The sequence below is a fragment of the Luteimonas sp. Soil_C_16 genome (assembly GCF_057657295.1).
In genome coordinates this window covers 1-25,448 of sequence record NZ_JBDGIS010000007.1, presented here as the reverse complement: position 1 = coordinate 25,448, position 25,448 = coordinate 1, and the positions used below count along the sequence as shown (strand labels likewise).

Below are 25,448 nucleotides of genomic sequence, written 5' to 3'. Positions count from 1 at the left end.
GGGCTGCCTACTGTCTAAGCGCGGGCGAGGCGGGCGTCGATGCGCTTCGCCCCACCGGCGGTGGAAATGGGTTGAGGACGCGGCGCGTCGTCGAGCATCTGCGCCAGGCTCACGGCGCGCAGCGCATCGGCCACCACGTCGTTGATCCGGCGCCAGTTGCCGCGCACGCCGCACTGCTCGGAAATGCCGCACTGACCGTCGTGCAGGCTGCATTCGGTCATCGCGAGCGGCCCTTCCATGGCCTCGACGATCTCCACCAGGCTGATCGCCGCGGCCTCGCGTGCAAGGCGATAGCCGCCGTTGGCGCCGCGGAAGCCTTCGACCAGACCGGCCTGCGCCAGCGGCTTGAGCAGCTTGCTGACCGTCGGCGCTTCGAGGCCAGACTGTTCCGCCAGATCGGCCGCACTCATCACCACCTGCGGCCGTGCGGCGAGCACGGTCAGGACGACGGTGGCGTAGTCAGTGAGCTTGGTGACACGGAGCATTGCAGGCGGGGGGGACCGGAGACGCGTCGGATGAAAGCGGACCAAAATTGTACGCTTTTGCGTCCGGCAGCTCAATGTGGCGGGCGGCGGGCGTTCATCGCAGGGCGCTGCGGCGAGGCGCCTGCGCTGGCGGCTCGACGGGTTGTTGGCCACAATGCGGACTCACTCCGCCGTGGAATCCGCAATGCCCAAGACGCCGAAGAAGCCCAAGACGACGAAGAAGATCGAGGCGCGTCTGTCGAGCATCCACGGCAACGGTGTGTTCGCGACCGAGGCCATCGCCAAGGGCGAGCGGATCGTCCGCTACAAGGGTCTGCTGCGCACGCACGACGATGTCGATGCCCAGTACGGCGACATCGACGAGGACGGCCACACGTTCCTGTTCACGCTCAACGACGACTACGTCATCGACGCGAACGAGGACGGCAACATCGCGCGCTGGATCAACCACAGCTGCGCGCCGAACTGCGAAGCCGTCGTGCAGGAAGATCCGAAGGAGCGCCGGCACAAGGACAAGGTCTTCATCGAAGCGACGCGCGACATCGCCGCCGGTGAAGAGCTGGCCTACAACTACGGCATCACCCTCGCCGAGCGGCACACCCCGAAGCTCAAGAAACTGTGGGGTTGTCGCTGTGGTTCGAAAAAGTGCACCGGCACGATGCTGCAGCCCAAGAAGTAAAGCTGTCTTCCGCTGCGGGCGGAAGACACCTATGTCCCGCCCCCTCAGGGGGAGGGAAGGACCATCGGCGGATGCCGGTGGTGGGGTGAAGGGGCTCTACCGAGAGCCCCGTGCTCAGGGTCACAGTCAAAAGCAACCCTCACCCCAACCCCTCTCCCGGAGGGAGAGGGGCTCGAGCGTCACGGCGTCGGAGACACTTCCCGCAGATCCGCCGACGCGATCCGCCATGTGCGTTGCGCGTCGCTGGCGCCGTCGACTATCGCGCGGCGCAGGACGTAGCGGCCTTCGAAACGGCGGCTGCTGCCGTCGGTCTGTTGGGCGCGCAGCGACACCGGCACTTCGATGAAACGCGAACCCGCGGCGGCTTCGACCGCGCCCGGTGCGCCGATGTCGACCATCACCACCGAGGTATCGCCGAAGCCGGCTGCGAACTGCTCGGGCGACTGTCCGCTGGCGCGGCCGCCGTCGGACCACAGGGCATAAGCGCGCGCGTAGTCGACCGCATTGATCGCGGCGTAATAGGTGCGGATCACCGCCGAGGCTTCTTCGGGCGTCGGCTCGGGACCGGCCACGGCGGCGTCGCCCGGTACACCGGTGAGGCCGGTTTCCGGATTGTCTTCCAGCGGCAGCAGCGCGCTTTCCTCGATGCCGGCTTCGGGCAGCGGCTGTTCGCCGCCGAGCGGAATGTTGCCGGGCCCCGGCTCTCCGCTCAGGCCGGTGACGCCGCCCGCGTTCTGTTGCGGCTGGGGCAGCGGGCCGTCGGCCGCATGGCCGGATGCCTCGGCGTCGGCGCGTGCCGCGTCGCGGTCGCAGGCGCCGAGGGCGCACACCAGCGCGAATGCGACCGCAACTGCAGCGGCGCCGCGATGCACGATGCCGCGATCAGCGCGCAAGGTGCACCACCACGCGGCCATCGGTGATGTCGACGTTGCCGATGCGCTTGCCCGAGGGCAGCTTCGACAGCAGGTCGTCGTCGAGGCGATAGACCGGCTCGCTGCGCGCGTACTCGGACAGCAGGCTGTTGACGATGCCGCGCGCACCGCTCTTCAGCAGGGCATTGGACCCGGGCAGGTCGAACTGCAGCAGCTCGGGATCTTCGAGATGCAGGCCACGGGTCGCGGGGTCGTAGCGCAAACCGCTCACCAGTGCGAGACGGCCCGGGCGATCGTCCGCGGCGACACCGCCGACGCCGAGATCGAAGTCCAGCCGCAGCCGGCGATCGCCCTGCGGAATCGTCAGGCGCGGATTGTCGAGCGTGACCGACACCAGTCCGCCGAGCTTGTCGAAGGTACGCGGGAACCGCGTATCGAGCTGGCGCTGCAGCTGCGGCGTGGTGAACGCGACCTGGTCGTTGAGCCAGGCCGAGACCACACCCAGCGAGGTACAGGCAGTGACGACGAGCAGCAGCAGGGCTGCGGCAGACAGGTGCAGGGGACGGCGCATGGCACGCTCCGGAACGACGATGGAGGCACCCTACGCAGGCGCCGTGAATACGGGATTAGCGGCGCGTCACTCCGGCGCAGGCGCCAGCGGCCGGCGGTGCGGCTGCAGCCAGGCGAGCAGCAGGCCGAGCAGCAGCATCGCGATCACGTCGAAGACGATCTGCTTCAGCGACAGGGTCAGCGGAAACGGCTGGCCTGCATGCGCGAGCAGATGCCAGGGCACGAACGACACCAGCGCGATCGCCAGGCCGAAGCGTGCGCCGTGCCAGCGCTTGCTGCGATGCGGCGGCGGCAGCCAGCGGTAGAGCCAGGTCATCGCCAGTCCCAGCGACAGATAGGCGAGCAGGATCCAGGCGACCTGCGCGTTCGCATCCGCCTGCGGGCGGAACAGGTGGGCGAGGGCGAGATAGTCGTCGCGCAGCAGCAGGCCGTGCACGAAGAAGCCCAGCGCCAGCGCGGTGGCGGAGATGGTGAGGCCGCAGATCCAGAACCGTTTGTCCATTGCAGGGTGTCCGAAGAGGCGCGTCGCTCGGCCCAGATTAGCGCTGCGCGGGTGACGGATCGATGGACGCCGCGGTGATGCGCCAGGTCTCGCCGTCGCGGCGCAGATCGTAATGCCCGCTGTAGCGGCGCAGCGGCCCCTGTCCACCGATGCGCAGATGCACCGGAATGCGCAGCGCGGCGGGCACCGGCGTCGCATCGAGTGGCTGCGGCCGTGCGTTGTCGACGCGCAGCCCGGTCACGTCTTCGAGCGTGCGCAGGTCCGCTTCGCCCTGTGATGCGGGACGGCCGTGGATCCACATGGCATCGGCTTCGCTGCGCTCGTCCTTGAACAATGCGGCGAGATAGGCGTGCACGGCGGAGACGGCGTCGCGCATCGCGGCATCGTGCGCCGCCTGCAGTCCGGCACTGGCGGCCGCTCCCGCGGCATCGGGCGACGGGGCGGATGCAGTCGACGCGGCGGCGGCGGGCGAATCCGGCGATGGCAGGTCTTCCGCATCGCGGCGCAGGCCTTCCTGCACCGCGACGGCGATGCCGAGCAACACGATGGTCGCGATGACCAGCCACCAGGCGCGATGCGACATCCGGATGTTCCCCTGCACCGCATGCGCGGCAACGACCGGATGCTAGCGCGCTGCGTCGCCGTTGTCGGCACCGTGTGCACGCAGCAGCGGCAGCGGGTCGAACGCGCCGTCGCTGGCGTAGACGCCGTAATGCAGATGCGGCGGCGTGCCGCGCGCATTGCCGGTGTCGCCGACGACGCCGAGCGCATCGCCCGGCCGCACCAGATCGCCGACTTCGAGCAGATCCGCGAAGCCGTCGAGATGCGCATAGTAATGACGCTGCCGGCCCGGGCCCATGACCCACACCTGCTTGCCGCCGAGGCCGCTTTCGCGCACGCCGACGACGAGGCCGTCGGTCGTACTGCGCACCGGCGTGCCGCGGGGCGCGAAGATGTCGACGCCCTCGTGCTGGCGGTCGCGTCCGCGTGGCGCACCGTAGGTGTCGGCGACGCGCGAGGCGCGCACGCCGTCGACCGGCATCGGCAGCGATTCCGGCGCTGGCGCCGCGGACAGCGCCGCAATCGCGCGCGGTTTCGCCATGAACGGCTGATGCCAGGCCCAGTAGCCTGCAGCGGAGAACAGGCCCGCCCAGAACACGAAGCCCAGCGTGGCCCGAAGCTGCGGCGTGTAATCGCGGCGCGGCTTGCGCACGGGTTTCGGTGCGGCCGGTGGGGTGGAACCGGGTGTGGGATCGGGCTCTGACATGACGTCAGCGTCGCAGACCGTGCGCGAAGACGGAGTCAGTGCAGCGGGTCGCGCAATGCAGAACGGCCTGCACGAGGCAGGCCGTTCGGGACAAACGAGACGGACTCAGCGCGCGTCGGCGTTCGCTTTCACTTCCTGTTCGAGCCGCGTCTTGAGTTCGGGCGCGAGCTTGAGCTGGCGCGCGAGTTCGTCGAGATAGCTGCGTTCCATGAAGCTGGTCTCGTCGGCGACCAGCACGCTGGCGAGATACATCTCCGAGGCGATCTCGGGCGTGCTCGCGGCGCTGGCCACTTCCGCCGGATCCAGCGGCTTTTCCAGTTCCGCATGTAGCCAGCGCTGCACGTCGGCGCCCTCGTCGATGCGCTTGAATTCGCCTTCGATGACTTCGCGCTCGCGCGCGTCGATGTGGCCGTCGGCTTTCGCGGCGGCGACCAGCGCCTTGAGGATCGCCTGGCTGTGGATGTCGACTTGCGGCGCGGGCAGACGGTCGACGGTCTGCGGCGCGACGGTCGCCGCTCCGGCCTGCTGCTTCTGGTAATCGCCGTAGGCCTTATACGCCATGACGCCGATCGCGGCGAGGCCGCCATAGGTTGCGACCTTGCGGGTCTTCTTGTTCTTGCCGAGCAGCAGGCCCAGCGCGCCGCCGGTGGCCGCGCCCTTGCCGAAATCCGCATTGAGTAGGCTGCTGCCGGGCTTGCCGCCGGCCTGCGAAGTGAGCAGATGATTGAGGAAGGCCTGGAAGCTCATCGTTCGATATCCATCGGTAGGGAGAAAACGGCGCCGAGCATGCGGCGGTCAACGTTCACCGGATGTGCACGGTTCGCTTCGCCGGACGAATCGTTCAGAACCGGGTGAGCGTCATGTTCGAAGCAGGCGGGCGAAGACATCGCATCGCGCCGTCCCCAAACGAAATCGGGACGGCCAAGCCGTCGAGGGAGCGCTGAAACGAAGTCGGGACGGCCAAGCCGTCGAGGAACCCTGAAACGAAATCGGGACGGCCAAGGCCGTCCCGATCGAAAGACACGTGGCGCCTGGAATCAGGCAGCGGCGTCCTTGAGCTTCTTGAGCGGGCGCACCTTGACCTTGACCGAGGCGGGCTTGGCAGCGAACCACTGCTCTTCCTTGGTGAAGGGGTTGATGCCCTTGCGCTTCGGCTTGGCCGGCACGCTGACCGACGTGATCTTCAGCAGGCCGGGCAGGGTGAACGAACCCGCGCCCTTCTTGCTGATCGAGCCGTGCACGGCGCCTTCGAGCGCAGCGAACACCGCGCGCACGTCCTTCGCCACGACGCCGGTGGATTCGGCGATGTGTGCGACCAGGCCCGACTTGCTCAGGGCTTCCTTGATCGGCTTCGGTGCTGCCGGCTTCGCGGCGGCGGCCTTCTTCGGCGCAGCAGCCTTCTTGGCCGGGGCTTTCTTGGTGGGGGCCTTCTTCGTTGCCATGAGCGTGTGGTTCCCTCGTCGAGTGATGATTGAGTTGTCCGGGCCGAGCGAGCCGGCAAGCGGAATGTAGGGCATCGTGGCACGTGCGCCAATAGGAAACCGCAAAAAAACAGGGCTTTTGCGTTTAGCGGTCCTGGCGCGAAGCGCGGGGACGGGGCGGCCACAGGATCCAGGCACCGGCGACCACCAGTGCGAGCACGCTGTAGGCGGCGACGAAACTCCACCACGGCGCCTCGAAAAACAGCACCGTCGACAACCAGTGCCCGACGAAGGATTCGTTGTAGGTCTGCTGTCCGGCGCGCGCACGCAGCCACTGTTCCCAGATCGTCAGCGGGCACAGGCGCCCGAGCCAGGCCTGCACGGCGATCACCACGACCAGCGCGACGTGCAGCCAGCGCAGCCACCTGCGGCGCACCCAGCGCCAGCCGAGCGGGCCGCCGACCAGCAGTGCGAGCGTCATGCCGACGACGAATGCCGCGATGCCGACATGGACTGCGAGCACGGCGTCGGCGAGCACGGCGGCGAGCGAGGGTGAGAGTGTCATGGCCGGATCATCGTGCATCCGCCGTCGGCCTGCAGGTGCTGCGTCGCATCACCGGGACGCGCGCGTAACGGATGGGGGGCCACCATGCACGCCCCAACTCTCGAGGAGCACACACATGGGTATCGCCCGTCACGCCATCGCCCACTGGACCGGTGATCTGAAGTCCGGCAAGGGCACGCTGTCGACGCCGCAGAGCGGCCTGCTGTCGGAGACGCGCTACGCGTTCGGCACCCGCTTCGGCGACGAGACAGGCACCAATCCCGAAGAACTGATCGCCGCCGCGCACGCGGGCTGCTTCACGATGGCGCTGTCGGCCAAGCTCACCGAGGCGGGCTTTCCGCCCGAATCGCTGGACACGCGCGCCGACGTCGACCTGTCGATGGACGGCGGTCCGCAGATCAGTTCGATCCGTCTGAAGACCCGCGCCAAAGTGCCGGGCATCGACGCGGCGAAGTTCCGCGAGCTCGCCGATGACGCCAAGCAGAACTGCCCGGTGTCGAAGGCGCTGTCGGCAGTGCCGCTGTCGCTGGACGCCGAACTCGAAAGCTGAGTGGTGAACGCAGAACGCCGCGTCGGGCAACCGGCGCGGCGTTGTCGTGTCTGCGGTGTGCTACCGGACCGCGGCCCGGCGGCGCGGGGGCTCAGCGCCAGTCGATCGTCCCGCGTACCACGGTCTGCACGCGACCGCCGGACCAGACATCGCCGTTGCCGTCGACGTGCAGTTCGATGATCGCATCGTGGCCGACCTCGCGGCCCTGGCTGATGCGGTAGCGGCCCTTGCTGCCGGGCAGGGCGTCGCGATCGGCCAGCCAAGCGGCCAGCGTCGCGTTCGCGGCGCCGGACGCGGCATCCTCGAAATGGCCGGTGGAACCGACGAAGGCGCGCACTGCGAGGTGATGCACCGGGTCACTGGAGCGCGCGAATGCGCACAGCCCCATGCTGCCCGTGGCCTCGGCGAGTGCGCCGATCGCATTCCAGTCCGGCGTCGCGGCGCGCAGGTCGGCCTCGCTCGCGAGCTCGGCCAGCCACCAGCGGCGACCGCCGTCCATCAGGACGGGTGGCAGCGCGCCGAGCGGCATCGCCGCGAGCACATCGCGCAAGCGCGGATCGTCCGCCGATGCGGTCTCAATGACCGACGCCCGCGGTGTGCGCACGGCGATCGTGCGCGTCGCACCGTCGCCGACGACTTCCAGCGGCAGCTTGCCGGCGATGCCGTCCTGCACCAGCAGACCATCGCGCGGCGTGGCGAGCCCGGCTTCGAGCACGACGTGCGCGGTGCCGACGCTCGGGTGCCCGGCGAAGGGCACTTCGCGGCGTGGCGAAAACATGCGGATGCCGTAGCTGGCGTCGTCGGACGTGGCCGGAAACACGAACGTGGTCTCGGGCAGACGCGTCCAGCGGGCGATGGCCTGCATCGTGGCGTCGTCGAGCCCGTCGGCATCGAGCACCACGGCGAGCGGATTGCCGGCACCGGGCCGGTCGGCGAATACGTCCACCTGGACGAAACGGCGGGAAGTCATGGCGGGAGCGTCACGCGGCGCGACAGTGTAGCGGTCCGCTCACCAGTCGAATGTCCCGCGGATGACCGCCTGCACCGCGCCGCCGATCCAGACCTCGCCGGCCGGATCGATCTCGACCTCGACGCGACCATCGCGGCCCAGCTCGCGGCCCTGGCTGGCGACGTAGCGGATCACGCGGCCGTCCTCGGCCCGGTCCATGTGCAGCCACGCGGCGATCGCGGCATTCGCGCTGCCGGTCACCGGATCTTCCGGCACGCCGTCGGCGGGGCAGAACGCGCGCACCACGAGCGCATGATCGACCGCCTCGCTGCGCCCGCAGACCGCCACGCCCACCGCGTCGCTGGCCAGACACAGCGCGGCGATCTCCGCCAACGGCGGCGCGAGTGCGCGCACGGCGGCGGACGTGCTGAGATCCACGCACCACCAGCGCGGCCCGTTGTCGAGCAGCGCATGCGGCGCATCGATGGCGCCGAGCGCCTGCAGCACCGCATCGAGCTGGGCCTCGATGCCGTCCGGCGAGACGCGGTGCACGGCGCGTGGGGCCCGCACGCTCGGCCGCGTGTGGCCGTCGCGACTGTCGATGCGCACCGGCAGCAGACCGGCCGCGCACTGCTGCACCAGCGCACCGGACCGCGGCGTCGCGAGCCCCTGGTCCAGCGCCGCCCAGGCGGCGCCGACGCTGGGATGGCCCGCGAACGGCAGCTCCTGGCGTGGGGTGAAGATGCGCACGCGGTAATCGGCGTCGGGATCGGGTGGCAGTAGGAAGATGGTTTCCGAGAGGTTCGTCCAGTTCGCGATGGCCTGCATCGCCGCGCCATCGAGCCCGTCGGCATCGACCACCACGCCGAGCGGATTGCCGGCACCGGGCCGGTCGGAGAACACATCCAGCTGCAGATAACGGCGATGCATCGGGGTCTCTCGGGGGCGGGGGTTGCTTTAGAATCGCCTGTCATCGCGCGCGTTGTCACCGCATGCCGGTCGTCGCGCCTGTTTTTCGCCCCCCATCCGAGACCCCACCTCGATGTCCTCACCCCCTGACGATCGCTGGATCGTGCTCAAGTTCGGCGGCACCTCGGTGTCGCGTCGCCACCGCTGGGACACCATCGGCCGACTGGCGAAACGCCGGGCACTGGAGCAGGACGCGCGCGTGCTGGTGGTGGTCTCCGCACTGTCGGGCGTCACCAACGAATTGACCGCGATCGCCGATGGCGCCGCGGATTCGTCCGCGCGCGTCGCCGCGCTGGTCGAGCGCCACCGCGCGTTCGTCGCCGAACTCGAGCTGGATGTCGATGCGGTGCTCGGCGCGCGTCTCGCTGCGTTGCAGGCGCTCGTCACCGATGCCCGCGCGGCGACGCGCACGCTCGACTGGCAGGCCGAGGTGCTGGGGCAGGGTGAACTCCTGTCCTCAACGATTGGCGCGGCCTACCTCGCGGCGCAGGGTCTGGATTTCGGCTGGTGCGATGCGCGCGACTGGCTGGACGCGGTCGCGCTGCCGAACCAGAGCGACTGGGCGCTGCGCCTGTCGGTGAACTGCAAGCGCGAACCCGACGGCGACTGGCGCGCTAGGTTCGCCGCGCAGGCGCCGCGGATGCTGCTGACCCAGGGCTTCATCGCGCGTCATGGCGACGGTGGCACCGCGATTCTCGGCCGGGGTGGCTCGGATACGTCGGCGGCGTATTTCGGTGCGTTGCTTGGCGCGCGCCGCGTCGAGATCTGGACCGACGTGCCCGGCATGTTCAGCGCGAATCCGCGCGACGTGCCCGACGCACGTCTGCTCGCACGGCTGGATTACGCCGAAGCGCAGGAAATCGCGACCACCGGCGCCAAAGTGCTGCATCCGCGTTCGATCAAGCCCTGCCGCGACGGCGGCGTGCCGATGGCGATCCTCGACACCGAACGTCCCGATCTGCCGGGCACCGCGATCGATGCGAGCGCCGAGCCGGTGCCGGGCGTCAAGGCGATCAGCCGCCGCAACGGCATCGTGCTGGTGTCGATGGAAGGTATCGGCATGTGGCAGCAGGTCGGCTTCCTCGCCGACGTGTTCGAGCGCTTCAAGCGGCATGGCCTGTCGGTCGATCTGATCGGCTCGTCGGAGACCAACGTCACCGTCTCGCTGGATCCCAGCGAGAACCTCGTCAGCACCGACGTGCTGGCGCGGTTGAGCGACGATCTGGCCGAAGTCTGCCGGGTCAAGGTCATCGCGCCCTGCGCGGCGATCACCCTCGTCGGCCGCGGCATGCGTTCGCTGCTGCACAAGCTCTCGGATGTCTGGGCCACGTTCGGCAAGGAACGCGTGCACCTGATCTCGCAGTCGTCGAACGATCTCAACCTGACCTTCGTCATCGACGAGGCCGACGCCGACGGTCTGCTGCCGGTGCTGCATGCCGAGCTGATCGACAGTGGCGCGATGCCGGTACACGACGAGACCGTGTTCGGACCGAGCTGGCGCGAGATCGCCCACGGCCGCCGCGAACGTGCGCCGCAGTGGTGGCAGGGCGCGCGCGAGTCGCTGCTGACACTCGCCGAGCCGGGCCGGCCGCATTACGTCTATCACCTGCCGACGGTGCGCGAACGCGCGGCTGCGCTGTCGACGGCTGACGCGATCGACCGCCGCTTCTTCGCGATCAAGGCCAATCCGCATCCGGCCATCCTGCGCACGCTGGTCGACGCCGGCTTCGGTCTGGAATGCGTGTCGCAGGGCGAGCTCGCGCACGTGTTCGAGGTGCTGCCGGATCTCGATCCCGCGCGCGTGCTGTTCACGCCGAGCTTCGCCCCGCGCAGCGAGTACGCGGCCGCTTACGCGCGCGGCGTCACCGTGACGGTCGACAACGTCGAAGCGCTGCGCAACTGGCCGGACGTCTTCCGCGGCCGCGACCTGTGGCTGCGTCTCGATCTGGGCCGCGGCGACGGCCACCACGCCAAGGTCGTCACCGGTGGCGCGGCATCGAAGTTCGGCCTGCCGCTGGGTGCGTTCGATCAATTCCTGATCGCGGCCGAAGAAGTCGACGCGCGCATCACCGGCATCCACGCGCATCTGGGCAGCGGCATCGAGACCGTGGCGCACTGGCGCGAGGTCTACGCGGAACTCGCCGGGTTCGCCGATGCGGTCGGCACCGTCGACACGATCGACATCGGCGGCGGCCTGCCGATTCCGTATCGCCCCGACGACGTGCCCTTCGACATTCCGGCCTGGGCCGCGGGTCTGGCGGCGATCAAGGCCGAATACCCGCGCTATCGTCTGGCGATCGAGCCGGGCCGCTACCTCGTCGCCGAGGCCGGCGTGCTGCTGACCACTGTGACCCAGGTCGTGGACAAGCTGGACACGCGCCGCGTCGGTGTCGACGCCGGCATGCACAGCCTGATGCGGCCGGCGCTGTACGACGCCTGGCACGGCATCCACAACCTGACGCGTCTCGACGACGCGGTCGAGGCCACGGTCGAGATCGTCGGCCCGATCTGCGAATCGAGCGACGTGTTCGGTACGCGCCGTCGCCTGCCCGCCGCGACCCGCGAAGGCGACACCGTGCTGATCGCCGACGCCGGCGCCTACGGCTTCGTCATGGCCAATACCTACAACCTGCGGCAGCTGCCGCAGCAGGATGTTCTGGAATGAGTGTTGTCTTCGACCGCCATGCGGTCCGCAGTTTCCGCTTCATCGATTGCGACCTCGACGCCGCGACCGGCGTCGCGCGTCTGCGCTACGCCTTCGACGACGGTCCCGAGCTGATCGAAACCGTGACCGTGCCGGGTGCGCCGTTCGCGCTCGATGCGGCGCGCGCCGAGGCCGCGACACAGGCGCTGCGTCTGCTCCACCTGATCGCCGGTGTCAGTTACTACAAGGCCGCGGTGCCGACCGACATCCGCATCGAGGGTTATGCGATCGATGCGGCGACCGCGGCGCTGCTCGAGGACGTGTACGTGCACGGGCTCGGCGAGTTCGCGTATCGCAATGGCCTGGACCTGCACGGCAAGATCCGCTTCCCACATGACGCAGCTGCGACTGCCGGAGCACCTGCGCTCGGCCTGCGCACGCATGCACTGGTCGCGATCGGCGGCGGCAAGGATTCGCTGGTCTCGATCGAAGCGCTGCGCGCGTTGGGCATCGAACAGACCGTCAGCTGGATCGGCGGCTCGCAGCTGATCCGCGTCTGTGCCGAGCGCACCGGTCTGCCGACGCTCAACATCGGCCGTCAGATCGCGCCGGAACTGTTCGAGTACAACCGCCAGGGCGCGTGGAACGGGCACATCCCGGTCACCGCGATCAACTCGGCGATCCTCGTGCTGGCCGCCGTGCTGCACGGCGTCGATCAAGTGGTGTTCTCCAACGAGCGTTCGGCCAGCTATGGCAGCCTGATCAAGGATGCGTCCGGCGGTGAAACGCGCGAAGTGAATCACCAGTGGTCGAAGGGCTGGGCATTCGAGCGCGCGTTCGGCGACCACGTGCAGGCGCGCGTGGCCGCGGACCTGCACTACTACTCGCTGCTGCGGCCGCTGTCGGAACTCGCGGTCGCGCGCCAGTTCGCGAAGACCGATCGCTACGACGCGCATTTCTCCAGCTGCAACCGCAACTTCCATCTGCTCGGCGAGCGGCCGGTGAACCGCTGGTGCGGCATCTGCCCGAAGTGCCACTTCGTCTTCCTGGCACTCGCGCCGTTCATGCCCAAGCCGCGCCTGGTGTCGATTTTCGGCCGCAATCTGCTCGACGATCCGTCGCAGGTGCCGGGCTACGACGCCCTGCTCGAGTACCAGGACCACAAGCCCTTCGAATGCGTCGGCGAAGGTCGTGAATCGCGCGCGGCGATGGCAGCGCTGGCGAAGCGTCCGGAGTGGCGCGAGGACGCGATCGTCGCGCGCTTCGCCCGTGAGATCGCGCCGCAACTTGAAGCGGGTGAGCTGGATGTCACGGGCCTGCTGGCGGTCAAAAACGACGCGCACCGTATTCCCGACGTGCTGTGGGATCGCCTGCGTGCGCATCTCGCAGCTTGAGGCGATCGCCGCCAACGGCGGCCGCATTGCCCTGTGGGGCTGGGGTCGCGAAGGCCGCGCCGCCTGGCGCGCTATCCGCAGCGGTGCGCCGACGCTGCCGCTGACGCTGTTCTGCAACGCCGACGAAGCCAGTGATGCAGCGACGCTCGGCGATGCGCTGCTGAGCTGCGATACCGGCATCGACGCCGCACGCCTGTCGGCCTGCGCGGTCGTCGTGAAGTCGCCCGGCATCAGCCCCTACGCGCGCGATGCGATGGCCGCCGCCGCGCAGGGCACGCAGTTCGTCGGCGGTACCGCGCTGTGGTTCGCCACACGCGCCGCGCCGGGTGACGTTGCGGCCGGCACGGTCTGCGTCACCGGTACCAAGGGCAAGAGCACGACGACCGCGTTGCTCGCGCATCTGTTGCGCGCGCACGGCCTGCGTACGGCACTGGCCGGCAACATCGGCCTGCCGCTGCTGGAACTGCTCGATGCCGACGCCGATGCCTGGGCGATCGAACTGTCGAGCTACCAGACCGGCGATGTCTCCACCGGCGGCGTGCGGCCCGACATCGCGGTCGTCACCAACATCTTCCCCGAACATCTCGACTGGCACGGCAGCGAGACGCAGTACATCGACGACAAGCTGGCGCTGGTCACGCGGGCGCGGCCGCGCATCGCCGTGCTCAATGCCAACGATGCGCGGCTCGCCGCGCTGGTGTTGCCGGACAGCAGGATCCACTGGTTCGGCACGCCGGATGGCTGGCATCTGCGCGGCGACGTCCTGTATCGCCGCGACATCGCGGTGATGGACACCGTGGGCCTGCCGCTTCCGGGCCGGCACAACCGCGGCAATCTGTGCGCCGTGCTGACCGCGATCGAAGCTCTGGGCATCGACGCCGCACCGCTGGCCGCGGCCGCCGCGGACTTCGTGCCGTTGCCGCATCGCCTGCAGCCGCTGGGCACGCGCGATGGCGTGCTGTGGGTCAACGATTCGATCAGCACGACGCCGCACGCGAGTCTTGCGGCACTCGAGGTCTATCGCGACCGGCGCGTCGCCTTGCTGGTCGGCGGGCACGACCGCGGCCTCGACTGGCAGGCGTTCGCCGACGCGATGCGCACCGGCGCGCCGCACGCGATCGTGACCATGGGCCAGAACGGCCCACGCATCTTCGATCTGCTGGCACCGGTCGCGCGCGACGCCGGGTTCCAATTGTCGGCAGCCGACGATCTCGAATCGGCGATCGCACAGGCGCGCACGGTACTGGACGGCGAGGGCGTGCTGCTGCTGTCGCCGGGCGCGCCCAGCTTCGGCGCCTACCGCGACTACACCGCGCGCGGGCGCCATTTCGCCGCGCTGGGCGGTTTCGATCCGGATGCGATCACGGCGATTCCGGGGATCGGGATCGCGTAGGTAACAGCGGGCTGGTCGACCTCACGCTTCGTGAGATACGCGCTGGAGTCTTTCGTCCAGGTCTTCGATCGTCCACGCCTCAACGTTGAGCGCTGCAATCTGCGACGCGAGCTCCGACGATGATGCAAGGAGATCGCGTCGCTTTTTCACATCGAGATGCGGATCAGGGAAGGGGAACGCATCAACGGCTTCGCGAAAACGGCCCGCGAACTCCACGAGTCCAACACGCTCGAATGCGTCTGAAAATTCGGCGTAATGCGGTTGGCCGGGAAAATCGGACCCGAAGAATCTTTCGAATCCGCCGTTCTGTACCAAACCGAATGCGGTATCGACGAGCACACACGCGCGATCGAAAAGGCCGATATCAAGTGGATCGCCGCCTGCGTCTGCAAGAGCGGCATACGCCGCGGCGAGTCGCAGGGCGGGCATAGCAGAAGACTAATGCCCGCGTTCGACCGCGTAGCGCGCCAGGCCGCGCAGTGCGGCGACGGCATCGTTGTCGCCGAGTCCCGCGAGAGCATGTTCGGCGGCCTCTGCATAGGCGAGCGCGCGGGCGCGGCTGTAGTCGAGGCTGCCGGCGGCGTCGATCGCGGCCAGCACTTCGGGCAGCGCATCGGTATCGCCGGTCTCGACGATGGTCCGCAGGCGCGCACGCACATCCGGCGCGGCCTGCGCCATGGCGTGGATCATCGGCAGCGTGGCCTTGCCTTCGGCGAGATCGTCGCCGAGGTTCTTGCCCAGCGCGTCGGCGTCGCCCGAATAGTCGAGCACGTCGTCCGCGATCTGGAACGCATAGCCCAGTTGCATGCCGTAGTCGTACAGCGCCTGCTGCGTCGCTTCATCCGCGCCGGAGGCCAGTGCGCCGAGCTGCGTGCCGGCGGCGAACAGCACCGCGGTCTTGCGCTCGATGACGTTGAGGTAGGCGGTCTCGTCGGTGTCCGGGTTGCGCACGTGCAGCAGCTGCAGCACCTCGCCTTCGGCGATGCGGTTGGTGGTGTCGGCGAGGATGCGCATGACCGGCATGCGGTCGAGTTCGACCATCAGCTGGAAGCTGCGCGAATACAGGAAGTCGCCGACCAGCACGCTGGCGGCGTTGCCCCAGATCGCGTTCGCGGTGCTGCGGCCACGGCGCAGGTCGGATTCGTCGACCACGTCGTCGTGCAGCAGGGTCGAGGTGTGGATGAACTCCACGATCGCCGCCAGCTGGTGGTGCTCGGCGCCGACGGCGCCGGTCGCGCGGCCGGCCAGCATCACCAGCATCGGTCGCAGGCGCTTGCCGCCCGCCGAGACGATGTGTTCGGCGACCTGGTTGATCAGCACCACGTCGGAGGCCAGACGGTCGCGGATCAGCGCGTCGATGGCGGCCATGTCGCCCGCGGCGAGGGCCTGGATCGCCGGCAGATCGAGGCGGGCGGCCGGGTGGTCGACGTTGTTCATGCAGGATCCGGGACAGGCAGGCCCGGAATTATAGGAGACGCCCGACAACGGCGTGCGGGCGAGGGTGGGGGGCGGACGCCGACCGGCTGGCGGCTATACTGTCGCGGTCCATCACGCCGGTTTCCATGCCGGCGCAATCCAAGGAATTCCCATGGCCCGCGGCGTCAACAAAGTCATCCTGGTCGGCAATCTCGGCAACGACCCCGACACCAAGTACACCCAGGGCGGCATGGCCGTGACCCGCATCAGCCTGGCCACGACCAGCGTGCGCAACGACAAGGACGGCAACAAGCAGGAGCGCACCGAATGGCACCGCGTGGTGTTCTTCGGCAAGCTCGGCGAGATCGCCGGCGAGTACCTGCGCAAGGGCAGCCAGTGCTACGTCGAGGGCGAGATCCGCTACGACAAGTACACCGGCCAGGACGGCGTGGAGAAGTACACGACCGACATCGTCGCCAACGAGATGCAGATGCTCGGCGGCCGTGGTGACGGCGGCGGTGGTGCTGGCGGTGGTGGCAATTACGAGCGCGGCAACCGTCCGCAGCGTTCGGCCGGTGGCGGCGGTGACGCCCCCCAGCGCAGCGCGCCGCCGCAGCGTCAGGCGCCGCCGCAGCAGCGCCCCGCGCCGATGGACGACTTCTCGGACGACGACATCCCGTTCTGATCGGACGCACGTCGCCTGGTGTACCGCACGAACCCCCGAGCGATCGGGGGTTCTGCGTTTCAGGGATCGACGGTCCGGAAGACCGGTGCTGCGCGCCTCAGCGCACCCCGTGCATCCAGCGCCGCACCAGTGGCGACAGCACGAAATAGGCGATGCCCGAGCCGACGCCGATCCACAGCATCAGCTGGAACAGATCGGCGTAGCGCGTGGCCGCGACCGCCATGTCGAAGGTCTCGCCCTCGAGCACCTCCATCGAGGTCAGCTTGCCGAACTGCGCGGCCAGCACTTCCGAGTACGCGGTCGCCAGCCAGAACGCGCCCATCATCAGGCCGACCACGCGTGCGACCGACAGCTGGGTCACCGCCGACAGGCCGATCGGCGAGAGGCACATTTCGCCCAGTTCCAGCAGGAAATACGCCAGCACGAGCCACCACACGCTGGCGAGCACGCCGCTGCCGGCCGAATGCGCCGCCAGCATCAGCGGCACGAAGGCGAGGCCCGCGAACACCAGGCCGATCGCCATCTTCGCCGGCTTGCTCGGGTTGAGCCCGCGGCGGTCCAGCCATGGCCACAGCCACGAGAAGATCGGCGCCAGCACGACGATGAAGAACGCGCCGAGGAAGGTCAGCGAACCCGCGGTCTGCGGCACCAGCACCACGTCGTGGACCAGCGCGATCGCGAGCGCGACGACCATCGCGATGACCGCCGCCTTCGCCAGCCCGCCATGGCCGCGATCGCTGGCGCGCAGCGCAGTGACCATCAGGATCGGGCTGATGGCGAGCGCGAAGATCGCCCATGGAATGCCGGGCGTGTAGTTGCCTGGTGTCAGGCCGAACAGGTCCTTGGTCAGCATGCGATCGGTGAACGTGACCCAGGAGCCGTAGGTCTGCTCGTAGAGGGTGAAGAAGATCAGCACGCCGATGATCAGCAGCACCAGCGCCAGCATCTGCTGGCGCTCGACTTTCGTGCAGTGGCGCACGAGGAACCAGACGAACCACACCGCGAGCGCGACGGCGATCAGGTGCATCGCGCCATGCACGGTCCAGGTGCGCTGGATCAGCTGCCAGACCAGCAGCGCACCGGCGACGCTGCCGACGTAGATCCACCACTCGCGCGACAGCGGACCGACGCGTTCGCGCAGCTTCGCCGGGTCGTTCGGTTCCGCGAGCCCGTAGAGATACTTCTGGCCCCAGATGAAGACGATCAGCCCGGCGATCATGCCGATGCCGGCCGCGCCGAAGCCGTACTTCCAGCCGTAGGTCTCGCCCAGGAACGCGCACACTAGGCTCGCGGACAGCGCGCCGACGTTGATGCCCGCATAGAACAGCGTGAACCCGGAATCGCGCCGCGGATCCTCGGGCGCGTAGAGCTTGCCGACGATCGTCGAGATGTTCGGCTTCAGAAACCCGACGCCCATGATGATCAGCGCCAGCGACAGATAGAACACCTGCAGCGCGGCCTCGTCGCGGATGACGACGCCATCGACGATCCGCGCCTGCTCGCCCTCGTAGGCCATGCCCAGATGGCCGAGCACCAGCAGCACGCCGCCGAGTACCACGGCCTTGCGCATGCCCAGATAGCGATCGGCCAGCAGGCCGCCGATCACCGGCACCGCGTACACCAGACCGCCGTATGCGCCGAGCAGATCGAAGCCGGCGTCGTCGCCGAACAGGTGGTACTTGAGGATGTAGAGCAGCAGCAGCGCCTTCATCCCGTAGAACGAGAAGCGCTCCCACATTTCGGTGAAGAAGCAGACGAAGACGCCCTTGGGGTGGCCCAGAAAGTCCGCGTGCGACGCGGCGGAGGAAGCGGTGACAGCGCGCAATGCCGTGGTCCGGGCGGGCGAAGGCGCGAGTATAGGCCCGGCGCTTCGCGCTGCGGATGCCGTGCATCGGGGGGGCTTGCCGGCTGATCGCGCATCGCTACGATGAGGGCCGCCGTGCCCGGGGAGACCGTCTTCGACGATCGGGGCGCGGCGCAAGAGATCAGGAGTTTCGTATGGTCCGCAAAGGACTGCTTTCGATGTGCATCGCGCTGTCGTGCCTGGCTGCGCCCCATCTCCATGCGCAGGTGGACCTTGCGCCCTTCGTCGAGGACGAAGGCGTCCAGGACGCCAAGATCTCCCCCGACGGCCGGTACTTCGCGGTCACGATGCCCAATGGCGACCGGTCCGTGATCGCGGTGCTGAACCGTGCCGATCGGCGCGTCGCGGGCAGCTTCCAGTTGCCGGCGAACACGCACATCGCGGATTTCTGGTGGGCGAAGGACGATCGGCTGATGTTCGGTCTCGCCCAGCAGTTCGGCACGCGCGATTTCCCGATGGCGACGGGCGAGCTCTACGCCATGAACGCAGATGGCGGGCGCGCCCAGTTGCTGGTGGGATACCGGGTCCAGAACTCGGGCCTGGGCACCAACATCCGCAGCGGCCCGAAGGAAGAACGGGTCTTCGCATGGCCGATCGACCTGTTGCCTGCCGATCCAAAGCACGTGCTCGTCGCGATCTCGCCGTTCACGGGCGATCCGTACACACGCGTGGACCGGATGGACGTCTACACCGGACGTCGGCATACGGTGGCCACCGTGCCCGTGCGCCGTGCGTCGTTCGTGACCGACCACACGGGCGAGGTGCGTTTCGCCACGGGTTCGCAGTCGGACAATCACAGCCAGCTGTTCTATCGCGCCTCGCGAGGTGCCGACTGGGAACTGCTCAACCACCAGGGCCAATCGGGTCGGGTGGAAGAGCCCGTCGGATTCTCTGCGGACAATTCCATCGCCTACCTGCGCGTGAGCCAGCCCAGTGGCCCGGATGCGATCGTCGCGATGGACGTCGCCACGCGCGCGCGGACCGAACTGATGCGGGACGACACGGTCGACCCGGAAATCCTGTTCCGACCCGGCACCGAAGTCGCCATCGGCGTCCGCTACGCCGGCGCGACGCCGCGGATGGCGTTCTTCGACGACGCATCGGACGACGCGAAGCTGTTCCGCATGTTCGAGCAGGCCTTTCCCGGCAGCTCGATCTCGGTGGCATCGTCCACGCGCAATGCCGACACCAAGCTTCTGCTCGCCGAAAGCGATCGGGATCCCGGCAGCTTCTTCAGCTACGACGCCGTCGCCAAGAAGGCGGATTTCGTGCTGGCCCGCCGGGCGAAGATCGATCCCGAGCGCATGGCCGCAATGGCGCCGGTGTCGATCCGGGCGCGCGATGGTCTGATGCTGCACGGCTACCTGACCCGCCCGGCAGGCCTGCAGGCGGGCGCAGCGGCGCCATTGATCGTGCTGCCGCATGGTGGGCCGTTCGGTATCGCCGACGAATGGGTTTTCGATCCGGAGACGCAGATGCTCGCGCAGGCCGGTTACGCCGTCCTGCAGGTCAACTACCGGGGATCGGGTGGCTACGGCCGCAGCTTCCAGCAGGCCGGTGCACGCGAGTGGGGCGGGAAGATGCAGGATGACCTCACCGATGCGACGCGTTGGGCGGTCGAGCAGGGCCACGCGGACGCCGGGCGGATCTGCATCTACGGTGGCAGCTACGGCGCGTATGCGGCGCTGATGGGCGCGGCGCGCGAGCCCGATCTGTACCGCTGCGCGGCAGGCTATGTCGGCGTCTACGACCTGCCACTCATGCGCAACCAGGACAATCGCACCAGCAACTGGATGAAGTCGTGGTTCGACGAATGGGTCGGCAACGATCCGCAGGCGCTGCTGGCGGCCTCTCCGACCCAGCGGGCCGCGCAGATCAAGGCGCCGGTCCTGCTGGTGGCGGGGGGCAAGGACGAGATCGCGCCCGTGGACCACACGCGGCGCATGGAGCGCGCCCTGCGGGCGGCAGGCGTCCCGGTGGACACCCTCTACGTCGACAGCGAAGGCCACGGCTTCTACAAGCCCGAAAACCGTCGCGCCTACTACACCAGGCTGCTCGACTTCTTCGCCACGCATCTGGGCGGGCAACGCGCCGCCCAGTGACGCCCTGCCGGCGCCGCTTTGCCAGCATCGCGGCGCCGGCCTACCATTCGGGCTCTTTGTACGGAGCCCTGCCATGTCCCTGCGCCTCGCGCTGTTGCCGTTGTGCCTGCTCGCCGCATTGCCGGCCGTCGCCCAGGACCGTGAGGCCGCGCGCGGGCTCGACGTTCGCGATCTGGTCAAGCTGGACCGCGTGTCCTCACCGCTGCTGACCGCAGATAGTCGCCAGCTGGTGTTCGCCCAGCGCACGCTGGATTTCGATTCGGGCAAGGCCACGACCGCGCTGTACGCGCGCAATCTGCTGACCCGCGACATGGCGCCGCCGAAGCGGATCACACCCGACGGCTGGAACGTGAACTCGCCCGCACTGTCGGCCGACGGCCAGACGGTCTACTTCCTCAGCAGCAAGAACGGCAGTGCGCAGGTGTTCTCGATGCCGCTCGCCGGTGGCACGCCACGCCAGCTGACCGACGTCGCGGTCGACATCGGCACGTTCCAGGTCTCGCCGGACGGCACGCGCGTCGCCTTCAGCGCCGATACCTTCGGAGATTGCGCGGCGGACCTCGCCTGCACCAAGCGCAAGCTCGGCGAGCAGAAGGACGCCAAGGCCAGCGGCGTGGTCTACGACCAGCTGTTCGTGCGCCACTGGGACACCTGGAAGGACGGCACGATGAGCCGCCTGTTCGTCGCCGATCTGCCGGCCGCGCGCGCACGCGCGGTCACGACGGTGCGTGCGCTGGGCCGTGCGCTCGAGGGCGACATCCCGTCCAAGCCGTTCGGCGGCGCCGAGGACTACACATGGGCGCCGGATGGCCGCTCGGTCGTCGCCAGCGTCAAGGTCGCCGGGCGCGAGGCGCCGTGGTCGACGAATTTCGATCTCTACCGCATCGACGCGGTGGGCGAGGCGGCGCCGGTGAACCTCACCAGCGCCAATCCCGCCTGGGATACCGGCCCGGTCTTCAGCGAAGACGGCGCGACGCTGTTCTACCGCGCGATGCAGCGCCCCGGCTTCGAGGCCGACCGCTACGCGCTGATGGCGATGGATGTGTCCAGCGGCGAGGCCCGCGAGATCGCGCCGCAGTGGGACCGCTCGCCGAGCAGCGTCATCCCATCCGCCGACGGCCGCACGCTCTACGTCGCTGCGCAGGACACGGGTGAGTACCCGCTGTTCCGCGTCGACGTCGCCAGCGGCGAAGTCACCAAGCTCATCGCCGACGGCTCCATCTCATCGTTCGCGATTGCAGGCGACACCGTTGCACTGAGCCGCAATTCGATCCAGAGCGGCGACACGCTCTACACCGGGTCGCTGCAGTCGCTGGGCACCGATGCGCAGCTGCGCCAGATCACGCCGACCGCGGCCGAGCGTCTGCCGGGCGTCGCCTTCGGCGACTTCGAGCAGTTCTCGTTCAAGGGCGCCGGCAACGAGACGGTGTACGGCTATGTGGTCAAGCCGTGGAACTACCAGGAAGGCCAGACGTATCCGGTCGCGTTCCTGATCCACGGTGGCCCGCAGGGCAGCTTCGGCAACGGCTGGAGCTACCGATGGAACCCGCAGACGTATGCCGGGCAGGGCTACGCGGTCGTCATGATCGATTTCCACGGCTCGACCGGCTACGGCCAGGCGTTCACCGATGCGATCAGCGGCGACTGGGGCGGCAAGCCGCTCGAGGATCTGCAGAAGGGCTGGGCCGCCGCGCAGGAGAAGTACGCGTTCCTCGATGGCGACAAGGCCTGTGCGCTCGGCGCGAGCTACGGCGGCTACATGATCAACTGGATCGCAGGCAACTGGTTCGACCGTCGCGGCAACGCGCCGTTCAAGTGCCTGGTCAACCACGATGGCGTCTTCGACACGCGCTCGATGGGGTACGTCACCGAAGAGCTCTGGTTCACCGAGTGGGAGAACAAGGGCACGCCGTTCGACCAGCCGAAGAACTACGAGCGCTGGAACCCGGTCAACCACGTCGCCAACTGGAAGGTGCCGATGCTGGTCGTGCAGGGCGAGAAGGACTACCGCGTGCCGGTGGACCAGGGCCTGTCGACGTTCACCGCGCTGCAGCGCAAGGGCATCGAATCGAAGCTGCTGTACTTCCCCGACGAGAACCACTGGGTCCTGCAGCCGCACAACAGCGTGCTGTGGCACGACACGGTCAACGCCTGGCTCAAGCAACACATCGGCGAGTAAGCGGCTCTGAGCGAGCGGCCGGCATACGCCGGCCGTTCGCGTCTGTGCGTCACCGCAACACCAGGAATGGAGGTCCGCCAAGATGGCGATCGAAACCGCTGTACCGTCCACCGCGCTGATCACCAGCGACATCGTGCTCTTCGGCCTGATTGCGGCCACCCTCGGTCTCATCTTCTGGCTTGCCAGCGGGCCCACACCGTTCTGGAAGAAGTTCTTCGCCTGGGTGCCGGCGCTGCTGCTGTGCTACTTCGTGCCGGCGTTCTACAACACCGTCGGTCTGATCGACGGCGAGAGCAACAGCCTCTACAACCCGATCGCCAGCCGCGTGCTGCTGCCCGCCGCGCTGGTGCTGCTGACACTGTCGATCGATCTCAAGGGCATCCTCAAGCTCGGGCCGAAGCTGCTGTTCGTGTTCGTCGCCGGCACCGTGGGCATCGTGCTCGGCGCGATCGTGTCGTTCCAGATCATGGACTGGGTGCATCCGCCCGCGGTCGCGGGTGATACCTGGAAAGGCATGGCGGCGCTCGCCGGCAGCTGGATCGGCGGCGGCGCCAACATGGTCGCGATGCGCGAGGTCTACGAGGTCGATGCCACGCTGTTCGGGCAGTTCGCGGTCGTCGATGTCGCGATGGCCAGCCTGCTGATGGCGACGCTGCTGTTCATCGCCAACCGCTCGGCTCAGATCGATGCGCGCAGCGGCGCGGACACCGCGGCGATCGACGAGATGAAATCGCGCATCGCCGCGCACGAAGCCGCGAACGCGCGGATTCCGACGCTGAACGATCTGATGATCATTGTCGCGGTCGCCTTCGGCTTCGTCGGATTGGCGCACGCGATCGCCACTCCGCTGTCAGCGTGGTTCGGCCGCTTCGAATGGGCGTCGCGTTTCAGTCTCGACTCCTCGTTCGTCTGGGTCGTGCTGATCTCCACGCTGGCCGGTCTGGTGCTGAGCTTCACCCGTGCGCGCCGGCTCGAAGACGCGGGCGCGTCGAAGATCGGCACCGTGTTCCTGTATTTCCTGATCGCATGCATCGGCATGCAGATGGATTTCATGCGGCTGTTCGATCGTCTGGAGCTGATCGCCATCGGCGCGATCTGGATGCTGGTGCACGTGCTGGTGATCTGGGGTGCGGCGCGGCTGGTCAAGGCGCCGATGTTCTACATCGGCGTCGGCTCGATGGGCAACGTCGGCGCCGCGGCTTCGGCACCGGTCGTGGCGGCCGCGTTCCATCCGACGCTGGCACCGGTCGGCGTGCTGCTCGGCACGGTGGGCTACGCGACAGGCACGCTGATCGCCTATCTGGTCGGGCAGATCCTGCGGGTGATGGCAGGGCAGTAGCGGCGCGACAGCCGACGGAATCTTGTCCGCCGGCGGGCGACCGCCGGACGGACTTTGCAGGATCGATGCATGTCGCGCGAAGGCGCTTGCGCAGCGGTTCCGCTGTGGCACGATGCCGCCACGCCGTCGCCGATGACGGCGTCCTTGCCGCGGCCGCCGCCGTCGCGGCCTGCGCGCAGCGGGCGGGCGATAGAAGGCGCCGCGCATGGCCGCAGATCCCGCAACGCCGTCGACGGCGCTGATCACCAACGACATCGTGCTGTTCGGCCTGATCGCCGCGACACTCGCCGCCGTCTTCTGGACCGCGTCGCGTCCGAGCGGCCCGTGGAAGCGCTTCTACACCTACGTGCCGGCGCTGCTGCTGTGCTACTTCATCCCCGGCATCTACAACACGGTCGGCCTGATCGACGGCAGCGCGAGTGCGCTCTACAACCCGGTCGCCAGCCGCGTGCTGCTGCCGGCCGCCCTGGTGCTGTTGACGCTGACCATCGATCTGCGCGGCGTTCTGCGGCTGGGGCCCAAGCTGCTGCTGATGTACATCGGCGCATCGATCACGGTGATGATCGGCGCCTTCGCCGCGTTCTGGATCATGGGACTGCTGCATCCCGAAACCGTCGCCGGTGACACCTGGGCCGGCATGGCCACACTGGCCGGCAGCTGGATCGGCGGCGGCGCGAACATGGTCGCGATGAAGGAAGTCTTCGCCGTCGACGAAACCACGTTCGGCCAGTTCGTGGTCGTCGATGTCGGCGTCGGGTACGTGTGGATGGCGGTGCTGATCTTCCTCGCCGGCCGCGCCGCGAAGATCGATGCGCGCAGCGGCGCCGATACGCGCGCGATCGAAGACCTCAAGACACGCCTCGCCAGCTACCAGGCCGAGCACGAGCGGGTGACGTCGCTGACGGACCTGATGCTGATCGTCGGCATCGCCTTCGGCGCGGTCGGCCTGTCGCATGCGATCGCCGGGCCGGCATCGGCATGGTTCGGCGCCAATGTCAGCTGGGCGCGACAGGTCAGCCTGCACGAGCCCTTCGTCTGGGTCGTCGTGCTGTCGACGCTGATCGGCCTGGGCCTGAGCTTCACCCGCGTGCGCACGCTGGACGGCGCAGGCGCCTCGAAGATCGGCACGCTGCTGCTGTACATCCTGATCGCCTGCATCGGCATGCAGATGGACATCTTCGCGCTCGCTGATCGCCCCTGGCTGTTCCTGCTCGGCCTGATCTGGATCAGCATCCACATCGCGCTGCTGTGGGCGCTCGGCAAGGCGCTGCGCGTGCCGTTTTTCTATTTCGCGATGGGCTCGCAGAGCAACATCGGCGGGCCCGCGTCGGCGCCGGTCGTGGCGTCGGTGTTCCATCCGTCGCTGGCGCCGGTCGGCGCGCTGCTCGGTGCGCTGGGGTATGCGACCGGGACGGTGCTGGCGTATCTGGTGGGCATCGGCTTGCGGGCGATGGCGGGGCAGTGATCTAGCTTCGAATGTTGCTTTCGCTTTGCTCGGCTTCGGCTCTGGCTTTGCGCCTTTGATCTGAATCGAGCCGTAAAGCGAGCCGAGCATCGCAGGGCGGCGGGGTCGAAGAGCAGCCCATGTCTGAGCGCAGCGAGT

General features: G+C 68.4%; 24 protein-coding genes. 10 read left to right on the top strand and 14 right to left on the bottom strand.

All coding sequences use genetic code 11. The features are described from left to right. Positions 1-14: 14 nt before the first annotated feature. Positions 15-485 (bottom strand): SUF system Fe-S cluster assembly regulator, encoded by a 471-nt coding sequence (locus AC3A5T_RS13450; protein WP_487629008.1) that lies wholly within the window; start codon positions 483-485, stop codon positions 15-17. 184 nt (positions 486-669) lie between these two features. Here AC3A5T_RS13450 and AC3A5T_RS13445 point away from each other — a divergent pair, with 184 nt between their 5' ends. Continuing rightward, positions 670-1,164, top strand: coding sequence for an SET domain-containing protein (locus tag AC3A5T_RS13445; RefSeq protein ID WP_487629007.1), 495 nt, complete (start codon positions 670-672; stop codon positions 1,162-1,164). A gap of 179 nt (positions 1,165-1,343) precedes the next feature. Here the strand turns inward: AC3A5T_RS13445 and AC3A5T_RS13440 are convergent, their stop codons facing one another. The 8 genes from AC3A5T_RS13440 to AC3A5T_RS13405 form a co-directional block, all read right to left on the bottom strand. Next, a complete protein-coding gene (locus tag AC3A5T_RS13440) occupies positions 1,344-2,057 on the bottom strand; it encodes a hypothetical protein (protein WP_487629006.1) in 714 nt (237 codons plus the stop codon). After that, entirely contained in the window at positions 2,047-2,607 is a 561-nt protein-coding gene (locus AC3A5T_RS13435) for a DUF1439 domain-containing protein (protein WP_487629005.1), read from the bottom strand. The genes AC3A5T_RS13440 and AC3A5T_RS13435 overlap by 11 nt, the downstream gene beginning before the upstream one ends. 66 nt (positions 2,608-2,673) lie before the next feature. Continuing rightward, positions 2,674-3,108 carry a hypothetical protein gene (locus tag AC3A5T_RS13430; RefSeq protein WP_487629004.1) on the bottom strand — a complete coding sequence of 145 codons (435 nt, stop codon included), beginning with the start codon at positions 3,106-3,108 and terminating at the stop codon, positions 2,674-2,676. A 37-nt stretch (positions 3,109-3,145) separates the two neighbouring features. Further along, the gene (locus AC3A5T_RS13425; protein ID WP_487629003.1) at positions 3,146-3,691 is read right to left on the bottom strand and encodes a hypothetical protein; all 546 of its coding nucleotides are present in this window, start codon (positions 3,689-3,691) and stop codon (positions 3,146-3,148) included. 42 nt (positions 3,692-3,733) lie between these two features. Continuing rightward, complete coding sequence (locus AC3A5T_RS13420) at positions 3,734-4,375, bottom strand: M23 family metallopeptidase (protein ID WP_487629002.1); 642 nt, start codon at positions 4,373-4,375, stop codon at positions 3,734-3,736. A 105-nt stretch (positions 4,376-4,480) separates the two neighbouring features. Further along, entirely contained in the window at positions 4,481-5,122 is a 642-nt protein-coding gene (locus AC3A5T_RS13415) for a tellurite resistance TerB family protein (RefSeq protein ID WP_487629001.1), read from the bottom strand. 290 nt (positions 5,123-5,412) lie between these two features. Continuing rightward, entirely contained in the window at positions 5,413-5,817 is a 405-nt protein-coding gene (locus AC3A5T_RS13410; RefSeq protein ID WP_159678313.1) for an HU family DNA-binding protein, read from the bottom strand. Positions 5,818-5,941: 124 nt separating this feature from the next. Beyond that, positions 5,942-6,361: a DUF2784 domain-containing protein gene (locus AC3A5T_RS13405; protein WP_487629000.1), complete on the bottom strand. Its 420-nt coding sequence runs from the start codon at positions 6,359-6,361 to the stop codon at positions 5,942-5,944. 115 nt (positions 6,362-6,476) lie between these two features. Between AC3A5T_RS13405 and AC3A5T_RS13400 the strand changes: the two genes are divergently transcribed. Then, complete coding sequence (locus AC3A5T_RS13400; RefSeq protein ID WP_487628999.1) at positions 6,477-6,911, top strand: OsmC family protein; 435 nt, start codon at positions 6,477-6,479, stop codon at positions 6,909-6,911. Positions 6,912-7,002: 91 nt separating this feature from the next. Here the strand turns inward: AC3A5T_RS13400 and AC3A5T_RS13395 are convergent, their stop codons facing one another. Both AC3A5T_RS13395 and AC3A5T_RS13390 read right to left on the bottom strand, forming a co-directional pair. Then, a complete protein-coding gene (locus AC3A5T_RS13395; protein WP_487628998.1) occupies positions 7,003-7,881 on the bottom strand; it encodes a PhzF family phenazine biosynthesis protein in 879 nt (292 codons plus the stop codon). A 39-nt stretch (positions 7,882-7,920) separates the two neighbouring features. Next, positions 7,921-8,790, bottom strand: a complete 870-nt coding sequence (locus AC3A5T_RS13390) for a PhzF family phenazine biosynthesis protein (protein WP_487628997.1) — start codon at positions 8,788-8,790, stop codon at positions 7,921-7,923. Positions 8,791-8,902: 112 nt separating this feature from the next. Here AC3A5T_RS13390 and AC3A5T_RS13385 point away from each other — a divergent pair, with 112 nt between their 5' ends. From AC3A5T_RS13385 to murD, 3 genes are read left to right on the top strand one after another with little or no spacing between them, the layout of a single operon-like run. Next, positions 8,903-11,494 (top strand): bifunctional aspartate kinase/diaminopimelate decarboxylase, encoded by a 2,592-nt coding sequence (locus AC3A5T_RS13385; protein WP_487628996.1) that lies wholly within the window; start codon positions 8,903-8,905, stop codon positions 11,492-11,494. Further along, the gene (murL, locus tag AC3A5T_RS13380) at positions 11,491-12,867 is read left to right on the top strand and encodes a UDP-N-acetyl-alpha-D-muramoyl-L-alanyl-L-glutamate epimerase (RefSeq protein ID WP_487628995.1); all 1,377 of its coding nucleotides are present in this window, start codon (positions 11,491-11,493) and stop codon (positions 12,865-12,867) included. The genes AC3A5T_RS13385 and murL overlap by 4 nt, the downstream gene beginning before the upstream one ends. Beyond that, a complete protein-coding gene (gene murD, locus AC3A5T_RS13375) occupies positions 12,848-14,260 on the top strand; it encodes a UDP-N-acetylmuramoyl-L-alanine--D-glutamate ligase (RefSeq protein ID WP_487628994.1) in 1,413 nt (470 codons plus the stop codon). The genes murL and murD overlap by 20 nt, the downstream gene beginning before the upstream one ends. Positions 14,261-14,281: 21 nt before the next feature. Here the strand turns inward: murD and AC3A5T_RS13370 are convergent, their stop codons facing one another. Together AC3A5T_RS13370 and AC3A5T_RS13365 are read right to left on the bottom strand one after the other, a co-directional pair. Continuing rightward, positions 14,282-14,689, bottom strand: coding sequence for a DMP19 family protein (locus tag AC3A5T_RS13370; RefSeq protein WP_487628993.1), 408 nt, complete (start codon positions 14,687-14,689; stop codon positions 14,282-14,284). A 9-nt stretch (positions 14,690-14,698) separates the two neighbouring features. Further along, positions 14,699-15,697: a polyprenyl synthetase family protein gene (locus AC3A5T_RS13365; protein ID WP_487628992.1), complete on the bottom strand. Its 999-nt coding sequence runs from the start codon at positions 15,695-15,697 to the stop codon at positions 14,699-14,701. 151 nt (positions 15,698-15,848) lie between these two features. On the opposite strand from AC3A5T_RS13365, the gene ssb reads away from it, so the two are divergent. Continuing rightward, positions 15,849-16,361, top strand: a complete 513-nt coding sequence (ssb, locus tag AC3A5T_RS13360) for a single-stranded DNA-binding protein (protein ID WP_487628991.1) — start codon at positions 15,849-15,851, stop codon at positions 16,359-16,361. A gap of 97 nt (positions 16,362-16,458) precedes the next feature. Here the strand turns inward: ssb and AC3A5T_RS13355 are convergent, their stop codons facing one another. Then, the gene (locus tag AC3A5T_RS13355) at positions 16,459-18,186 is read right to left on the bottom strand and encodes a peptide MFS transporter (protein ID WP_487628990.1); all 1,728 of its coding nucleotides are present in this window, start codon (positions 18,184-18,186) and stop codon (positions 16,459-16,461) included. Between the two features lie 173 nt (positions 18,187-18,359). Here AC3A5T_RS13355 and AC3A5T_RS13350 point away from each other — a divergent pair, with 173 nt between their 5' ends. From AC3A5T_RS13350 to AC3A5T_RS13335, 4 genes are all read left to right on the top strand, one after another. After that, complete coding sequence (locus tag AC3A5T_RS13350; RefSeq protein WP_487628989.1) at positions 18,360-20,327, top strand: S9 family peptidase; 1,968 nt, start codon at positions 18,360-18,362, stop codon at positions 20,325-20,327. Between the two features lie 73 nt (positions 20,328-20,400). Continuing rightward, the gene (locus AC3A5T_RS13345; RefSeq protein ID WP_487628988.1) at positions 20,401-22,506 is read left to right on the top strand and encodes a dipeptidyl-peptidase 5; all 2,106 of its coding nucleotides are present in this window, start codon (positions 20,401-20,403) and stop codon (positions 22,504-22,506) included. Between the two features lie 82 nt (positions 22,507-22,588). Next, the gene (locus AC3A5T_RS13340) at positions 22,589-23,845 is read left to right on the top strand and encodes a DUF819 family protein (RefSeq protein WP_487628987.1); all 1,257 of its coding nucleotides are present in this window, start codon (positions 22,589-22,591) and stop codon (positions 23,843-23,845) included. A gap of 205 nt (positions 23,846-24,050) precedes the next feature. Continuing rightward, entirely contained in the window at positions 24,051-25,310 is a 1,260-nt protein-coding gene (locus tag AC3A5T_RS13335) for a DUF819 family protein (RefSeq protein ID WP_487628986.1), read from the top strand. Positions 25,311-25,448: the final 138 nt, after the last annotated feature.

Bases quoted from the DNA above. Each gene is read 5' to 3' on its own strand.
- AC3A5T_RS13350 (WP_487628989.1), top strand. From the start codon at position 18,360: ATGGTCCGCAAAGGACTGCTTTCGATGTGCATCGCGCTGTCGTGCCTG.
- AC3A5T_RS13340 (WP_487628987.1), top strand. From the start codon at position 22,589: ATGGCGATCGAAACCGCTGTACCGTCCACCGCGCTGATCACCAGCGAC.
- AC3A5T_RS13420 (WP_487629002.1), bottom strand. From the start codon at position 4,375: ATGTCAGAGCCCGATCCCACACCCGGTTCCACCCCACCGGCCGCACCG.
- AC3A5T_RS13405 (WP_487629000.1), bottom strand. From the start codon at position 6,361: ATGACACTCTCACCCTCGCTCGCCGCCGTGCTCGCCGACGCCGTGCTC.
- ssb (WP_487628991.1), top strand. From the start codon at position 15,849: ATGGCCCGCGGCGTCAACAAAGTCATCCTGGTCGGCAATCTCGGCAAC.
- AC3A5T_RS13390 (WP_487628997.1), bottom strand. From the start codon at position 8,790: ATGCATCGCCGTTATCTGCAGCTGGATGTGTTCTCCGACCGGCCCGGT.
- AC3A5T_RS13425 (WP_487629003.1), bottom strand. From the start codon at position 3,691: ATGTCGCATCGCGCCTGGTGGCTGGTCATCGCGACCATCGTGTTGCTC.
- AC3A5T_RS13335 (WP_487628986.1), top strand. From the start codon at position 24,051: ATGGCCGCAGATCCCGCAACGCCGTCGACGGCGCTGATCACCAACGAC.
- murL (WP_487628995.1), top strand. From the start codon at position 11,491: ATGAGTGTTGTCTTCGACCGCCATGCGGTCCGCAGTTTCCGCTTCATC.
- AC3A5T_RS13435 (WP_487629005.1), bottom strand. From the start codon at position 2,607: ATGCGCCGTCCCCTGCACCTGTCTGCCGCAGCCCTGCTGCTGCTCGTC.
- AC3A5T_RS13415 (WP_487629001.1), bottom strand. From the start codon at position 5,122: ATGAGCTTCCAGGCCTTCCTCAATCATCTGCTCACTTCGCAGGCCGGC.
- AC3A5T_RS13445 (WP_487629007.1), top strand. From the start codon at position 670: ATGCCCAAGACGCCGAAGAAGCCCAAGACGACGAAGAAGATCGAGGCG.
- AC3A5T_RS13345 (WP_487628988.1), top strand. From the start codon at position 20,401: ATGTCCCTGCGCCTCGCGCTGTTGCCGTTGTGCCTGCTCGCCGCATTG.
- AC3A5T_RS13430 (WP_487629004.1), bottom strand. From the start codon at position 3,108: ATGGACAAACGGTTCTGGATCTGCGGCCTCACCATCTCCGCCACCGCG.
- AC3A5T_RS13410 (WP_159678313.1), bottom strand. From the start codon at position 5,817: ATGGCAACGAAGAAGGCCCCCACCAAGAAAGCCCCGGCCAAGAAGGCT.
- AC3A5T_RS13400 (WP_487628999.1), top strand. From the start codon at position 6,477: ATGGGTATCGCCCGTCACGCCATCGCCCACTGGACCGGTGATCTGAAG.
- AC3A5T_RS13450 (WP_487629008.1), bottom strand. From the start codon at position 485: ATGCTCCGTGTCACCAAGCTCACTGACTACGCCACCGTCGTCCTGACC.
- AC3A5T_RS13385 (WP_487628996.1), top strand. From the start codon at position 8,903: ATGTCCTCACCCCCTGACGATCGCTGGATCGTGCTCAAGTTCGGCGGC.
- AC3A5T_RS13395 (WP_487628998.1), bottom strand. From the start codon at position 7,881: ATGACTTCCCGCCGTTTCGTCCAGGTGGACGTATTCGCCGACCGGCCC.
- AC3A5T_RS13370 (WP_487628993.1), bottom strand. From the start codon at position 14,689: ATGCCCGCCCTGCGACTCGCCGCGGCGTATGCCGCTCTTGCAGACGCA.
- AC3A5T_RS13365 (WP_487628992.1), bottom strand. From the start codon at position 15,697: ATGAACAACGTCGACCACCCGGCCGCCCGCCTCGATCTGCCGGCGATC.